The 15303-nt window shown below is 33.8% G+C and carries 11 protein-coding genes and 1 tRNA gene; 5 read left to right on the top strand and 7 right to left on the bottom strand.

What is annotated here, in order from left to right; translation table 11 throughout:
• Positions 1 to 496, top strand: a 496-nt coding sequence (locus ACVC2P_RS14630; RefSeq protein WP_452599194.1) for a carbonic anhydrase family protein, incomplete at its 5' end; no start/stop codon positions are given.
• Positions 497 to 629: 133 nt separating this feature from the next.
• The gene (locus tag ACVC2P_RS14625) at positions 630 to 1112 is read left to right on the top strand and encodes an SRPBCC family protein (RefSeq protein ID WP_452599193.1); all 483 of its coding nucleotides are present in this window, start codon (positions 630 to 632) and stop codon (positions 1110 to 1112) included.
• Between the two features lie 92 nt (positions 1113 to 1204).
• Here ACVC2P_RS14625 and ACVC2P_RS14620 read toward each other — a convergent pair whose 3' ends face one another.
• Positions 1205 to 2518, bottom strand: a complete 1314-nt coding sequence (locus ACVC2P_RS14620; protein WP_452599197.1) for a tryptophan 7-halogenase — start codon at positions 2516 to 2518, stop codon at positions 1205 to 1207.
• 181 nt (positions 2519 to 2699) lie between these two features.
• Here ACVC2P_RS14620 and ACVC2P_RS14615 point away from each other — a divergent pair, with 181 nt between their 5' ends.
• The 3 genes from ACVC2P_RS14615 (at position 2700) to ACVC2P_RS14605 (ending at position 8949) form a co-directional block, all read left to right on the top strand.
• Complete coding sequence (locus ACVC2P_RS14615) at positions 2700 to 4367, top strand: hypothetical protein (protein ID WP_452599192.1); 1668 nt, start codon at positions 2700 to 2702, stop codon at positions 4365 to 4367.
• 32 nt (positions 4368 to 4399) lie between these two features.
• Positions 4400 to 7948 carry a LodA/GoxA family CTQ-dependent oxidase gene (locus ACVC2P_RS14610; RefSeq protein ID WP_452599191.1) on the top strand — a complete coding sequence of 1183 codons (3549 nt, stop codon included), beginning with the start codon at positions 4400 to 4402 and terminating at the stop codon, positions 7946 to 7948.
• Positions 7949 to 8280: 332 nt separating this feature from the next.
• Positions 8281 to 8949, top strand: a complete 669-nt coding sequence (locus ACVC2P_RS14605; protein WP_452599190.1) for a PA14 domain-containing protein — start codon at positions 8281 to 8283, stop codon at positions 8947 to 8949.
• Positions 8950 to 9077: 128 nt separating this feature from the next.
• Here ACVC2P_RS14605 and ACVC2P_RS14600 read toward each other — a convergent pair.
• From ACVC2P_RS14600 to murC, 6 genes are all read right to left on the bottom strand, one after another.
• Positions 9078 to 9151, bottom strand: a tRNA-Arg gene (locus ACVC2P_RS14600).
• 43 nt (positions 9152 to 9194) lie between these two features.
• The gene (locus tag ACVC2P_RS14595) at positions 9195 to 9644 is read right to left on the bottom strand and encodes a GatB/YqeY domain-containing protein (RefSeq protein WP_452599189.1); all 450 of its coding nucleotides are present in this window, start codon (positions 9642 to 9644) and stop codon (positions 9195 to 9197) included.
• Positions 9645 to 9801: 157 nt separating this feature from the next.
• The gene (ftsZ, locus tag ACVC2P_RS14590; protein ID WP_452599188.1) at positions 9802 to 11805 is read right to left on the bottom strand and encodes a cell division protein FtsZ; all 2004 of its coding nucleotides are present in this window, start codon (positions 11803 to 11805) and stop codon (positions 9802 to 9804) included.
• Between the two features lie 49 nt (positions 11806 to 11854).
• Positions 11855 to 13186, bottom strand: a complete 1332-nt coding sequence (ftsA, locus tag ACVC2P_RS14585) for a cell division protein FtsA (RefSeq protein ID WP_452599187.1) — start codon at positions 13184 to 13186, stop codon at positions 11855 to 11857.
• Positions 13187 to 13189: 3 nt separating this feature from the next.
• Positions 13190 to 13909 (bottom strand): cell division protein FtsQ/DivIB, encoded by a 720-nt coding sequence (locus ACVC2P_RS14580; protein ID WP_452599186.1) that lies wholly within the window; start codon positions 13907 to 13909, stop codon positions 13190 to 13192.
• Entirely contained in the window at positions 13899 to 15251 is a 1353-nt protein-coding gene (murC, locus tag ACVC2P_RS14575) for a UDP-N-acetylmuramate--L-alanine ligase (protein WP_452599185.1), read from the bottom strand. Before murC ends, ACVC2P_RS14580 begins: the two co-directional genes overlap by 11 nt.
• Between the last annotated feature and the right edge of the window lie 52 nt (positions 15252 to 15303).

Here is a 15303-nt window from a genome sequence, read left to right as displayed (position 1 = left end):
CACTAGCACTGGGCAGTTCCCTTTTGCTACTGTATTAAGTTGTATTGATTCTCGTGTCTCATCAGAACTTATTTTCGATCAAGGTATAGGCGATTTATTTAGTATACGTATCGCTGGAAACTTTGTTAACGAAGATATTTTAGGAAGCATGGAGTTTGCTTGCAAATTAGCAGGAACAAAATTAGTTGTTGTTTTAGGACACACAGCTTGTGGCGCTGTAAAAGGTGCGTGTGACCATGCTAGATTAGGAAACCTAACAGCTTTAATAAACAAAATTGAACCAGCTGTAGAAGCTGTTACAGAACCTAAAGACGAGTCTTTAAGAAACTCAAAAAACATTGATTTTGTTAATGAAGTAGCAAAGAAAAATGTATTGATGACTATAGATAACATTCGCTCTTCTAGTTCGGTTTTAGCCGAAATGGAAAATAATGGAGAAATCAAAATTATTGGAGGAATGTACGACATTAAAACAGGAGATGTAAACTTCTTTTAATTTGTAAATAACATATCAATTTTTAAGTGTAATTGATTTATAAAAATTAAGCCCTATAAGACAAACTTATAGGGCTTTTTTACCTCCATTTTTTCGTTTCATTACAAGAGTCTTATTATTAAATTATATTTTTATGAAACCCACAACAATGAAAAACATGAAATTTACAGAGACAATAGAAATTAAATGCACTCCTGAGTTTGCTTTTAATTACACTCAAGATTATAATAAAAGATTAACTTGGGATACTTTTCTAAAACAAGCAGATTTAATAGAAGGAGCCTCAGAAGCTAACAAAGGCGTTAAAGCATACTGTGTTGCTAAAAATGGATTAGCAATGACTACAGAATATATTACCTTTAACAAACCCAAAGCAACAGCCATTAAAATGATTAAGGGCCCATTTATGTTTAAAACCTTCTTAGGGTCGTGGTCATTTAAAAGCTTGCAAACTAACTTAACAGAAGTTATTTTTCTATATTCATTTAAACTTCAATTTCCATTTAATCTTTTTAAAAGATTTATTAAAAATCATTTAAGAACTAACGTAAAACAGAGGCTTTTTGATCTTAAAACTAATATTGAATCTGAAACGCATTTAACTAGCAGCCTATAGTTTTTTATTATTTAAAAATTACAACATTAAGTTTTAAAAACAATTTAATAAAAAAGCAGAGCCTTCAAAGTCAATTAAACCTCACAAAATTATTATACTATAAGTCTTATAATTTTCATAGCCTCTAAAACATGCAATAACCAAGGATCCATTTTTATTTGTCTCTGGCTTTTTAGGTAATTCCCAATAGCATCTTTAACAATAGGGAAATTTTCTATACATGCTATTAATTTTAGAAAATCTATACTAGGAATTTGATTACTTAAAAAAGTTATTTTTTGATCTATAGCGTCATTACTTATCTTTAAATAACAGATTGGAGTAATAGTGAATTTTTTAATCTCTTTTACTAACAACGTTCGCTCATACCAAAATGGTTTATAGATCCATCTTTTTTCTTGCCTATAATACGCCTCACGTTTAATAAGATAATCCTTGTATTGTTGTTTAATATCACTCTCGTAAACTTGAAGTGCATTTGTATTACCTTTAATAAAATTAAACAGAGCTTTAGCTGCCGTTTGCCCCATTTTAAAACCCTTAATAATCCCCGCAGAAGATAACGGATCAAAACTTTGAGCCGCATCACCTACTTTTAACCACCCTTCTCCATAAATCTGAGACGCAATTTGGGAATGTGCAGATTGTATATATACACCATCTGGCACTTGTTTCAAATTTAATCTAGCTTTAGTATGAATACTATCATTAAGTTGTTCTTTCCAAAACTCTGAATGAGAAACTCCAGACGTTGTTAAAATTTTAGGATCTGTCATAAAGGTACTAACTGTTTCACCTGTCGCAACCTCTACAGTATACCACCATCCATTAGAGGTAGACTCTACAAGCAAGTGACTTTTACACACTTTCCCAACTTGCTTATTTATTAAATGTTTTGTAACACCAACTAAAGTATCTTTTTTCTTCTTTTTTTGCTCAACAACACCAAAATTAAACTTACTTGTTCTACCACTTGCGTCAATAACAAAATCTACCTCTATATTCTCTTTATTAAAAAATAATGTCCAATTTGTTTCATTCTTTATAATTTTTAAAACTCTACTTTCTAAAAAAACTGTTACCCCTATCATCTCACAATGCTTAAGTAGCGCATTATCAAAATTAGGTCTAGACAAAATATAACTCTCTCCAAAAGGATTAAAAATAGATTCGTTATGGTGTATTTCTGTATTTCCCCATGCATTTTGCACTTCGGTACATGGAATACTATAATTGTTTAAAATAGTTTCAGGAATATTTAGTTTTTTTAACTCATGGAATGCTTCGGCTGCTAAATGCTCTCCTACTGTAATTTGATTAGACTTACTAGCATTAAGCAATACAACTTTAAAACCATATAGTTTTAACTTAATTGCCGCTGCAATTCCAGCAGGGCCTCCACCGATAATTCCTATTGAAAGAGAAGAGATACTTTTAGTTTTTAAGTTTCAATTCAAACGTACAAAATATACTATTCTTAACCATCCGTAGAAGTACGAAAAACCAAAAACAGGTATTTATACGCTAACCAGTCTTTTTATAAAACTCTAATTTTAAGTACTTAAAACCTAACCAATACCATAAAAAATGAAAAAATCATTATTAATTCAAAAAACATTCCCCATTAAACAGCTCTTTTTAGTAGCCCTTATAGGCATATTACTATTGTCTTTTAATAGTTGTTTATCTGGAGAAAAAAAGGGAACTAAAAACGAGGGCGAAAGCGAACCTCAACCAGAAATAGGGTCTATTGAACTTGTAAACGAAAATAGCACTACCAATAATTTTTTTGGTGCAAACGCTGCTCAAGTACCACATGACGTTCCAACTATAGCCGATAGCACTCAAGTTGCACTATCAACTTTTGCTTGGCAAGAGTTTATTGCATTAAACTGGCCCTCTACATATAATACAACTTCTCATGAGAGAGGAAAACCAGATCTTACAAAATCTATAGCAGATTTCTTATCTCCACCTAGCACAGGACAATTAGTCTGGCAAACCTATAAACACAGAGTAGAAATGTATCCTAGAGACACAACTAAGTTTGTTAATACTTTTGATAGCGCTCCTCAATATTTTTATGATTTAGAAAGTGGTCAAAAATCCATTCTTGGTTTAAACTCAACAAAACCTTTAAGTACAATAACAACTATATTTAACAATCTAGATGAAACGTCCGAGATTAATTTATGTACGCTTTTTGTAGAAGGCGACTCTCTAGCTCCTGGAGCCAGCAAATATAAAAACCCTGATACTGCTAGTGGATTACCTGGAGCTCCTAGAAGAATGATTTATGAAGCTAAAGGAAATCGAGACATGTTTGATTATGTTAAAAACTATAAATTATATGATAGTCTTACTAGAGTAACAAAAATTAAAAACACAGAAAAAGCCATTAAAAATGATGGTAAAGGAGCTGTATACCCTAATAAAAATGCAGATTCCACCCTAATTGTATTTCCTTTTGGAGATAATAACGGAGTAGAAGGATCCATTGAAGTAAAAGCGACATGGAGACAATTAACTTTAAAAGAATACAACAGTAAAAGATACCTAACAGCTCCTATTATTTATTACAGAAATGTACCAAAAAACGGAAAATCTGTGGCATACTACGACATTGTTCCTGGAGAACCAACTTACGACACAAACAATACATTAAAAACACTTCCTTATGGTCTCGTTGGATTACATATTATACATAAAACTAAAACATTTCCAAGTTATGTTTTTGCCACTTTTGAGCAAGTTGATAATTTAAGCACAACTGTAGAACCATTAAATACATTATTCTTTTACAATAGAAATAATGATTTAAATACAAATAAACAATATGTGTTTGATAGATCTAAGCCCATTTTAGAGGGCACTAAACAAGTAAACGCAGAAGTACATAAACAAATAAGAGCATTAGCTCCAAATTCTGTATGGCAATATTATAAGCTTATTGGTGTACAAGGACATCCACAAAACAACGCTAATACAACAGATTATTTTTTATCGAATATTGTAACAGAAACTAACCAGACACTTAGAAATTTTGCAGGAACTTTAAATAACAATACAGGATTACCAGACCTAACAGCAATTAATTTATATCAAGGAAAAAAAGTTTTTGTTCAAGGAGGCTGTAAAGGCTGTCATGGAAATGCACAAGATGCAGATTTTAGTTTCATTACTAAAAATGCGCCTTTTGATGGCGAACCAGATTTTATTAATCAACCATTAATAGAAGACCCTGAAGGTAACTAAACAATCATTTTTCAATTAAAAAAACTAAAACTATGTCATTAGATACAATAGCATATATAAAAGTATTTCCAGGAATAGGTACGGCAAGAGTAGGTAATAGCCCAGATTATTTTATTGGACCAGAATTTCCAGGAGACATTCCTAATTTAAACAAAAATTACAAGGACGATAATGGGCTTTTAAAACCACAAGCTGCTAAATTTAGAGTGTACGGTTATGATGCCGAAGACAATATAGTAACAGAAATTACACATGATCCAGACAATGGTATTTCATTAGAATGGGATGTACACATGAGAAACTTAAAAGCTGCAAACTATGCTTTTCAAGGAAAATTTGGATTTAATCCAGACCAATATAGAAACCCAGGAGTAACACCAAATGCTCCAGGTACAGATCCAAACTCTAGAACAAGTTTAATTATTGATCCAGGAGCAAAATCAATTTCAGGAATTACCCAACAAGGCGCAAGTGCAATTCAGTTAGATGGTGGTAAAATTTTCTCGGGCATTGGGTCTGCAGAAATTCCTTCTAGCCTATTTAATAAAGGGGAAGAAGGCACAACAACTGTTACATATACAGAAAAAGAGGTTAGCTTAGGAAGGTTAGAAACAGATGATTTCGGTAGGCTAATTGTTGTTGGAGGCAAGGGAGATGCTGGTTGCTTGGTAGAGCCTCCTATTATTTTACAAAAAGGCTCTGGGAATCTATATGTACAATTAGGCGAAGCACAACCCGCAACACCTTCTACTGGGCCTTTTCCAGATGCATTTTACACAAATACTATCCATTTACCATTATCAAGCGAAGTACAACAGATTTTACTAGCTGGAAAACAAGATGGATCAGGAGACGTATATGTTGACGATAAAGTACTTATAAAAGTCAATGGCACTATAATCTATTCTCACGATTTTAGTAATGGAAATAGTGGTAAAATAACACCTTTAGCTCCTATAGATATTACAGAAAACATAAAACCTTACCTAGGAAACGATGTAAGTATTACTATTGAGTATGTCGATTTATATCCTGGTTCTAAAGGCGCCTCTGAGTTTTGGTTAGTATATACAAATATAGACCCAACATCCAATGGAAACTCATATTTTAATAACCCAGGATGGTATGATGATACTTCGGGAGGAAGCATTAATGCAAAAGTGACTATTAATGGTATGGTTTTTAATACAGGGAACGATCCTAAAAAAAGAGGTTGGATAGCTGTATCCCCTCCAAAGTATGTACCATCAATGAACAATGTGGTCTCATTATTAGACTTGCAATTAGATATGTTTCCAGAAGTAGACCCAACATCTGGAACTTTAAATTTTGCTATATTAGATTCTAATGGTTACCCTAATATAGCCACAGGTAGTTCTACATTAAATTTCGCACCGCTTTCTGGAGTAAATACTATTGGTAAAAGCGCACCATCTATAGCAAGTTTTCAAGAAAAAGATTACTTAGCCTATACAGGAAATAATGGCAATAACTTATTAGCGGTTTCTAATGATGGTGGTACGACATGGACAGAAAATCAAATAGGTACAAACACCACATCGCACGCACCTTCTATTTGTGTATTTAACGACTTATTAATTTATGTAGTAGTAGGAGACAGCGGCCATTTAAACATAGGCACTTCTACAGATGGAAGCAGCTTTACATTTCAACAAGCAAAAGCTTCTGAAGGTTCTACTCCTTTATTAGCATCATCTAGCCCAAGCGCAGCTGCATATAATGGAAGTTTATACATTGCTTATACTGGTCAAGATAACGGATTAGTAATTGCGCAACTTGGTGCTATAGACGAAGGAAAATATACTTACACTGGCTTCCCTGAAAAAAGTTTAGCGCATGTGGCCCCATCTATAGGAGTCTTTTTTGGAGAGCTATATTATGCCTACACAGGAACCGACAACAAGTGTTATATAGGCTCGTATAACAATTATTCTCCAGCGCCAACACCTCCAGTAATCAAGTTTAAGTTTACACAAGTTGGCGGCTCACAAACCACAACATTAGCTCCTGCAATATCTGGATCGCATGGAAAATTATATTATGCATTAATTGGAACAGATGCTAATGTATATGTCGCTGTAGGGAAACCTGGTTTTACAGATTTAAGTTTTGTAAAACAGAGCAATGTTACAACGCATTGTGCTCCAGCAGTTGCAAACTTTAGCAATTTAACTTTTTATAGAGATATCTACCCTATTCTAAAAACAGTAACAGATTATGCCTGGGTAAATGAACCTGCTTTTATAGGGCATGCACCAGGTAGTCTAGGAGACCTTTTACTAGACAAATATATTAACCAGTCTGGACCAGATGAAACCAGCAGTGCACATAGAACCTTTGTATTCCGTGTTATTAGGCCTGCAGAACAATTAACACCTCTTGTTCCTCCACCTCCAAAAGCTATACCTGCAGGTGCAATACCAGATGGAGGAGTACAATCTGGAAGGTTAATGCCACACTTGTTCGGAGAAGGAGGCTCTACTTCAGAAAATACGTTTAACAAAACTAACTTCCCGAACCAATGGCTAAGTTTAACACCTCATCAATTATGGAAAATTCAGGAATGGGTTAATGGCAACTTCAAAATGGGGACTAAACCTTCTTTAACACCAAGCACCAAAACGTTTAGTTCTATTCCTTTAAAAGATCAACCTGCTGCCTTAAACTTTAGCGCTTTAGAGCCTACTGTTGGTGGCGGATTCCACCCAGGTATTGAATTAACTTACAATATGAAAGAGCCGGGATATTTCGTAGAAGCTTTTCGTTTTGCAGATAATATTACAGATGATGAAGGAAATATCATTCAAGCCATTACACCTGGCTCTGTGTCTGGCTATATGTCCATTCCATGGCAAGGTGATTTCTGGTCTTGTAATATTTCGTGGTGGGCAGCTATGAGACCAGACATAGTGGTAACTTTAGATAAAAAATACGATCCTCCAAAATTAAACAAAACACCATGGTTTAGAGGGCTAGCTGTAGGCATCCCACCAAATGCTGATAATATTCCAGATTATGAAGGCGGATATGAGCATATGGTACGTTATTGGTCTCACTTTGGCTTTGTAGTTCCAACAATAGATCCAACTACTGGCCAGCCAGATACAGATTTAGGCATGTTTGTTATGGGAGAAACAGAAAGAGCTGCTTGCTTAGACGATGCAGACGCGCCTTGTACACCGGTTAATCCTGCTGAACCTGTTCATTTAGGAATTGCGCAACCTGCAAGGCCTTCTAACCCTAACTTACCGCATACATTTTATACTAAATCGTTTAACATTATAATTCCTGCTGCTAACAGTGTTATACTTAGTAGTAATGTAGATGGAACTGGTAATACTTTTGTAGATGACAAATGCGTAATTTCTATTAATGGAAATCTAGTATTTTCTCATGATTACAGTAATGGAAATAGTGGTAGAATAACGCCTATTTCTCCACAAGATATTACAGATAGTGTTAAACCATATACAGGTAAGATAGTTACTATTACTATTGAATATATAGATCTATACCAAGGTTCTAACAGCGCATCAGATTTTTGGTTAACCTATAAATAGAAATTAAATAATTAAAAGTAAAAGCTGTATTATAAACTCAAGTAATCTTGATTTGTAAATACAGCTTTTTATTTTTTTGCTCTCCAAATAGTCTAAGTTCAAACTTTTTATTGCAAGCTTTGAAGTTAATTAACATAATAATCACTGTTAGACTATTTATAATCATCCTATGTATTTTCTGTCAATTTTTATAATATCCATAATAATACCAAACAACAAAAACGCTTTATCTTAACATCCATGCACTTTATCGATTATTTAAATAATACAATTCAACGCACTCCTTGAAACGCATCATTTATTTTTAGTTTTGTCATCAATTTAAAATAAAAATGAAAAGGCTAATTATATTATTGTTATTGTTTTTTTGCGTGTCTAAAATGATTGCTCAAGTAGGTATAGGAACTACAAATCCACAAGCTCAATTAGATGTTACAGGTGGTAATGTAAGATTCTCAGATTATGGTTCTGGGACTTATCTTCAAAATGAGGCATATATTCTCGGTGTAGATAACGACGGGGATATTGTAGAAGTAGAGACTAATTCAAGTGGATTACAATATTATACATGGAATACAGCAAATGTAAGCACACCAGATGTATCTAACGTTAAAAACTTAGGAGTTTCAACCAGTTCTGGGTTATGGACAAGTAATCTAGATGATACAGCAAGAGCTTCTTTAGCCCCTGATTCGAATGGATATATTATACGCTTTATAGGTACATTAAAAGTTAACAATACAGGACTTTTTAATTTTAGCGCAACATCTGATGATGGAAGCAGAATTTATATAGATGATGTCCTTGTTCTAGAAAATTGGTTTCAACAATCACCTACAACTCGTACAGGAAATATTTTCTTAGCTAAAGGAGAACATAAAATAGAGTTTTTCTATTATGAAAACTCAGGAGGTGATTTCATGAGTTTTCAATGGGGAGCTAATCCTGATGGGTACACTGTTGGAAGTGTTATAGATTCATCACAGTTTATTATTAAATGATGTAATTATTTTTCTAATATAAAAGGGATTGCTTCGCCATCCCCAAAGCTCAGCTTTGAAAATAAAAAATACACACTAACAAATTCAAGCAAGCTTGATTTGTGTCGTATGCATTTTCTATTCATTCGTGACCGCGAAGGGATTCGAACCCCCAACCCTCAGAGCCGAAATCTGATATTCTATCCAGTTGAACTACGCAGCCATAAATTCCTGCATAGGCAGGAATCTCTCATTATTTTTAAATGCTAAGCTAATTTAGCTTTTACAATGGTAGATATGGTTTTACCATCTGCTTTACCAGCTAACTGTCCATTAACTATACCCATAACTTTCCCCATATCTTTCATACCTTCTGCTCCTATTTTTACTATAGTTTCTTCTACCACTTTTGTAATCTCTTCCTCGCTCATAGCTTCTGGTAAAAACTGTGCAATAACCTCAGCTTCTGCCAATTCTGGCTTTGCTAAGTCTTCACGTCCTTGCTCTAAAAATACTGCAGCACTATCTTTACGTTGTTTTACTTGTTTTTGAAGAATTTTAAGCTCTTGTGCTTCTGTTAATTCTTCTTGTGCTCCACTTTCTGTTTTTGCTAATAATATAGCAGATTTAACAGCTCTTAAAGCTGTTAATGCTGTTTGATCTTTTGCTTTCATTGCTGCTTTTAACGCAGTCATTAGATCTTGTTGTAAACCCATTTTAAATAATTTAGATTACGAAGATAAAGAAAAACCCGAAAAGCTTATATAGGCTTTTCGGGTTCATTTTATTTAATTTGTTGTTCTTTTATAAACTTGTTCTTGATACAATTCCTCGTACCATAGAAGTTAAATTAAACTAACATTAAATCAACTCTTAATCTACGTTATCGTGCAAAAAAGAATTATTGTTACGTAATTGTATTTCGTCATTATCATCTACTCCTAAACTTGTTCTAGAGGCATTAATTTCTGAAGAGTGTTGTGCTTCTTCTAAATTTAACCCTTGTCTTTTATAAGCAGGAATCTTTTCAATATCATCTATTTTAGAGTTATTGAATTTATGATTAAACGTTTTCATTTTCTTTCTACGTGTATCTGCTCTTTCTTTTAAAATATCAGATATAGAACTATTCATAGGATCTAAATCGCCATTTGTAGTCGAAACTTCTTTTTCTTCTAAGACATCTTCTTCAACCACTTTCTTTTCAAAAACAACATCTATTTCTTCTATTGCTTTCGGTTCTTCTACAACGGCTTCTTTTTTAGAATTCATTGCAGAGTCTACTTCTACATAATCGTCTAATTCTAAAGTGTGACGTATTTCTCCTGTTTCAGAAATTTCAGCAACTGGTTTTACTTCTTCGGCATCTTTAACTTCTATGTTTTTAATCTCGCTTGTTAAATCATGAACAATAGTTTCTTCTACTACTTCTTCTACCGAAGGTTCACTTAAAGGCATATCGAACGTTAACGTTATTTGCTGCTCGTTTTCTTCTTCTATTTCAGAAGGTTTTACTGCTTCTACCTGTGGTGCTGTAGATGTAATTACAAAATCGTCTTCGTCTGTAAAATTAGCAACAACTTCTTCATATACTACATCTATATTTTTAATAACTTCTGATGTAGGTATTATCCCCAACTCTTCAAAAGTTACTGCTTTTTGCTTATTTACTTGATCCATTTCAAACTTACTAAGCGCATCTTCTGGCTGTGCCTCTACATCTAAAGTATGTTTTACTATTGGTGGCGCCACTTTTTTAGGCTGTTGCTCCTCTTTAGGTTCTGGTGGTGTTACTACTGCTTCCTTAGTTGTACTTAAGTTTTGTGCTATAGTTTGCTCATCTTCTAATGCATGAATTACTTTTTTAGTTTCTGTATTAGAGATTTCATCTTGTTGTTCTATATTAAATCCTGTTGCAATTATAGTTACGGCGATAGATTCTTCTAAAGATTCGTCTTCTCCAACCCCCATTATTATGTTTGCTCCATGGCCTGCTTCGTTTTGTATATGGTCGTTGATTTCTCCTATTTCATCAATAGTAATTTCTTGCGATCCAGACACTATAAGTAATAGTACATTTTTAGCTCCTGTAATTTTATTATCGTTTAATAAAGGAGAATCTAATGCTTTAGTAATGGCTTCGTGTGCACGATTTTGACCTGCTGCTGTAGACGACCCCATAATGGCTGTTCCACTATTGCTTAATACTGTTTTAGCATCACGTAAATCTATGTTTTGTGTATAGTGGTGTGTTATTACTTCTGCTATACCTCTAGATGCCGTAGATAATACTTCGTCTGCTTTAGAGAACCCTGCTTTAAAGCCTAAATTACCATATACTTCTCGTAATTTATTGTTGTTTATTACTATTAGCGAATCTACTTCTGCTCTTAGTTTTTCTATTCCTTTTTGGGCTTGTTCGTTACGCATTTTTCCTTCAAACTGAAACGGCATTGTTACAATACCTACAGTAAGAATTTCTAATTCTCTTGCCATTTTAGCTATAATAGGCGCTGCTCCTGTTCCGGTTCCGCCACCCATTCCTGCTGTAATAAACACCATTTTGGTATTGGCTCCCAGCATGTTTTTTATTTCTTCGTAACTTTCTACTGCCGACTGCTCGCCTACATCTGGGTTTGCTCCTGCCCCTAATCCTTCGGTTAAGTTAACTCCTAACTGAATTTTATTTGGCACCCCACTATTTTGTAGTGCTTGCGCATCTGTATTACAGATTACGAAGTCTACTCCTTTTATGCCTTGTTGAAACATGTGGTTAATAGCGTTACTACCACCGCCTCCAACACCAATAACTTTAATGACATTTGACTGGTTCTTTGGTAAATCAAATGAAATGCTTTCGAATTCTTTGTTGCTCATAAATTCTTCTTTACTGGATCTATTCTTTTTTTATTCTTTATTATAATTTCTATTCCGCGTTATCTAAAAAATCTTTAACGCGTTCTGTTAAGGCATCTAAAAATGATCGTTTTTGTTTTTTAGGCGCTTCAACTACTGGTTCGTCTTCTATGTGGTCTTCTATTACTTCTGGTTCGTTTTCTACTGGAGCTTCTTCTACAATTGTTTCTGCTTTTTGACGCTCTTGTCGTTTTAAACCATCCATCACTAAACCTACTGCTGTTGCAAATAACGGACTTGTTATTGTATCATCGCTATTGCCTGCTAAGTGTTCGTTTGGATACCCAATACGTGTATCCATACCTGTTATGTATTCTACTAATTGCTTTAGGTGTTTTAACTGGCTTCCGCCTCCTGTTAATACAATTCCTGCTATTAATTTCTTTTTTTGTTCTTCGTGTCCGTAGTTTTTAATTTCTACATATACTTGCTCTATAATCTCCACAACTCTTGCATGGATAATTTTAGATAAATTTTTAAGCGTTATCTCTTTTGGGTCACGCCCTCTTAGTCCTGGTATTGAGACTATTTCGTTGTCTTTATTTTCTCCTGGCCATGCAGAACCAAACTTAATTTTTAGTAGTTCAGCTTGCTTTTCTATAATAGAACAACCTTCTTTTATATCTTCTGTAATAACGTTTCCTCCAAAAGGGATTACTGCCGTATGGCGAATAATACCATCTCTAAAAATAGCTAAATCTGTTGTTCCTCCCCCTATATCTATTAAAGCAACTCCTGCTTCTTTTTCTTCTTGACTTAATACTGCATTTGCAGATGCTAAAGGTTCTAGTGTAATACCTTCTAAATCTAACCCTGCACTTTTTACACAACGGCCAATGTTTCTAATTGACGATACTTGCCCAACAACAACATGAAAGTTTGCTTCTAAACGTCCGCCATACATCCCTATTGGTTCTTTTATTTCTCCTTGCCCATCTATTTTATATTCTTGTGGCAAGACATGAATAATTTCTTCTCCTGGTAACATTACTAATTTATGCACCTGGTTTATTAAACGTTCTATATCATCATCATCTATAACAGTTTCAGAGTTTGGCCTTGTTATATAATCACTATGCTGTAAACTACGTATATGTTGCCCAGCGATACCTACGGTTACGGCTTCTATTTTTGTTGCTGCTGCAGCTTCTGCTTCTTGAATGGCTAATTGAATAGATTGTATAGTTTGTGTAATATTATTTACTACACCACGATGCACACCTAAGCTTTTAGACTTACCTATGCCTAAAATCTCGACTTTATTATATTCATTTTTACGACCAATCATAGCCACAATTTTTGTGGTTCCTATGTCTAATCCAACTGCTATATTATGCTCCATAACTTATACTTTGGTACATACAACTTGGTTTTCAAATTGCAAATTTACTTTGCTATACTTGTTTAGCATTTTATCTTTAATTGCTTTTTGATAAAATGCTTTTAGGTTATTAATTTTTTTGTCTAAATGTTTAAGCTGCCCCAATTGTACCTTAAATTTACATTGACGCAATTTTAAATAAATAGAATTATTTGGATTCTGATGAATCTCGACAACGTTTGTTTTCAAGAATTTATCATTATATATTTTATTAGCAATTGTAAATACATTTGCTAATTCTTTTTTATTTATTTCGCCAGTAACTAATGGCACACGTTCTGTATAATTTTTAGACAACGGCATAAAACCTCCTTGACTATCAATATAATACGACTGAGCACTACTTACTCTTGCTATAGGTCTCTTTTGTTTAATTCTTGCTGAAAATGCACCATTTACTCCTACAAACACTTCAGCAGATTCTATCATTGGGTTAGCGTTTAGGGACGCCTCTAGAATATTCAAATCTAAAGTTTCTTTGCGCACACTCGTAGCACTTGTTTGATTTTGTATTAACAATTTACTAACAGCCTCATGCGTAATAAAAAGATTTTGTTCTCCTAAAAATTCTATGACTGGTTTAGAGACTTTTCTACTGTTATTTTTTACTGTTGCAAATGCATATAAAAACACCGTTACAACACATAACCCAATCATTTTTATGTGGTTCCAGTTAACTTTCATTTAACAATGCTTTTTTAATTTGTTTTACTTCTGCTCCTATATCTCCTGCTCCAATAGTTAATATTATTCTTGCTTTACTGTCTTTTATTTTGGCTACAATTTCTGACTTTTCTATAAGCTCTTTTTTAGGGTTATTAATTTGTTGTAATAACCAATGAGATGTTACACCTTCTATTGGCAATTCTCTTGCTGGATAAATATCTAACAACAAAACTTCATCAAATTGCGATAAGCTTTTTGCAAAGCCACTGGCAAAATCTCTTGTTCTAGAGAATAAATGTGGCTGAAATATTGCCAACACTTCATCTTCTGGATACATTTCTCTAACTGCTTGGTGTACTGCATTAATTTCTTCTGGATGATGTGCATAATCATCTATGTATACCAAAGCATCACTTTTAATTTGATAGGTAAATCTACGCTTAACGCCTTTGTAAGTTGCTAAAGCTTCAACAAGCTGTTGGTGGGGCGCACCGTATTCTACAGCCATCGCTAAGGCTATTAATGCATTCGACAAATTGTGTCTACCTGGTAGGTTAAATTGCACTTGTTTTAGTACTGTTTTTGGTGTTTTCACATCAAATATATAAGTACCGTTTTGTATTGTTATATTTTGAACTGAATAATCAGAATTATCTTCTATACCGTATGTTATACCATCTATTGGCAATCCGTTTCTAACAAATAATTTGCCATTTGGCTTCAACTTTTTCGAAAAATCCTCGAATGTTTTAGTTAACGTTGATGCGTCTCCATATATATCTAAATGATCTGCATCCATAGATGTTATGCATGCTAAATCTGGAGACAATGTTAAAAACGAACGATCAAACTCGTCTGCTTCTACAACACTAACTTCTGCACCATTTTGTATTAAATTAGAGTTATAATTTTCACTTATCCCGCCCAAAAATGCGGTTAAAGGAACTTTACATTCGTATAATAAGTGTCCTAAAATACTTGTGGTCGTGGTTTTACCATGCGTTCCTGCTACTGCCAAACAGAATGTGTTTTTAGTAATTGCTCCTAAAATTTCTGAACGTTTTAATACTGCATAGCCATTGTTTCTAAAATAGGCTAGTTCCTTGTGGTCTTTAGGTATCGCAGGCGTATAGACAACTAACGTGGTTTCTGGATTTAAAAAACGCATTCCTACGTTTGCTATAGAATCTTTATAATGAACTGCAATATCCAAATCTTCTAATGCGTCTGTTATCTCCGTTTGCGTTTTATCGTAACCAGCCACATTCTTGTCATTAGCTTTAAAGTAGCGTGCAATAGCGCTCATACCTATACCTCCAATGCCTACAAAATAGATGTTATGTATATTATTTAAGTTCATATTGTTTTCTGCAAAGGCAAAACTCTTTTTATTATTTACTGTTTATATAAAG

The sequence above is a fragment of the Pontimicrobium sp. MEBiC01747 genome, from assembly GCF_053601635.1.
The sequence above is the reverse complement of the archived record's forward strand: the minus strand, read 5'-3'. Positions and strand labels throughout refer to the sequence as shown.

What these genes read in the sequence shown, in the direction of transcription:
- ACVC2P_RS14625 (WP_452599193.1), top strand. Translation starts at nt 630, where the DNA reads ATGAAACCCACAACAATGAAAAACATGAAATTTACAGAGACAATAGAA.
- ACVC2P_RS14615 (WP_452599192.1), top strand. Translation starts at nt 2,700, where the DNA reads ATGAAAAAATCATTATTAATTCAAAAAACATTCCCCATTAAACAGCTC.
- ACVC2P_RS14610 (WP_452599191.1), top strand. Translation starts at nt 4,400, where the DNA reads ATGTCATTAGATACAATAGCATATATAAAAGTATTTCCAGGAATAGGT.
- ACVC2P_RS14605 (WP_452599190.1), top strand. Translation starts at nt 8,281, where the DNA reads ATGAAAAGGCTAATTATATTATTGTTATTGTTTTTTTGCGTGTCTAAA.
- ACVC2P_RS14595 (WP_452599189.1), bottom strand. Translation starts at nt 9,644, where the DNA reads ATGGGTTTACAACAAGATCTAATGACTGCGTTAAAAGCAGCAATGAAA.
- ftsZ (WP_452599188.1), bottom strand. Translation starts at nt 11,805, where the DNA reads ATGAGCAACAAAGAATTCGAAAGCATTTCATTTGATTTACCAAAGAAC.
- ftsA (WP_452599187.1), bottom strand. Translation starts at nt 13,186, where the DNA reads ATGGAGCATAATATAGCAGTTGGATTAGACATAGGAACCACAAAAATT.
- ACVC2P_RS14580 (WP_452599186.1), bottom strand. Translation starts at nt 13,909, where the DNA reads ATGAAAGTTAACTGGAACCACATAAAAATGATTGGGTTATGTGTTGTA.
- murC (WP_452599185.1), bottom strand. Translation starts at nt 15,251, where the DNA reads ATGAACTTAAATAATATACATAACATCTATTTTGTAGGCATTGGAGGT.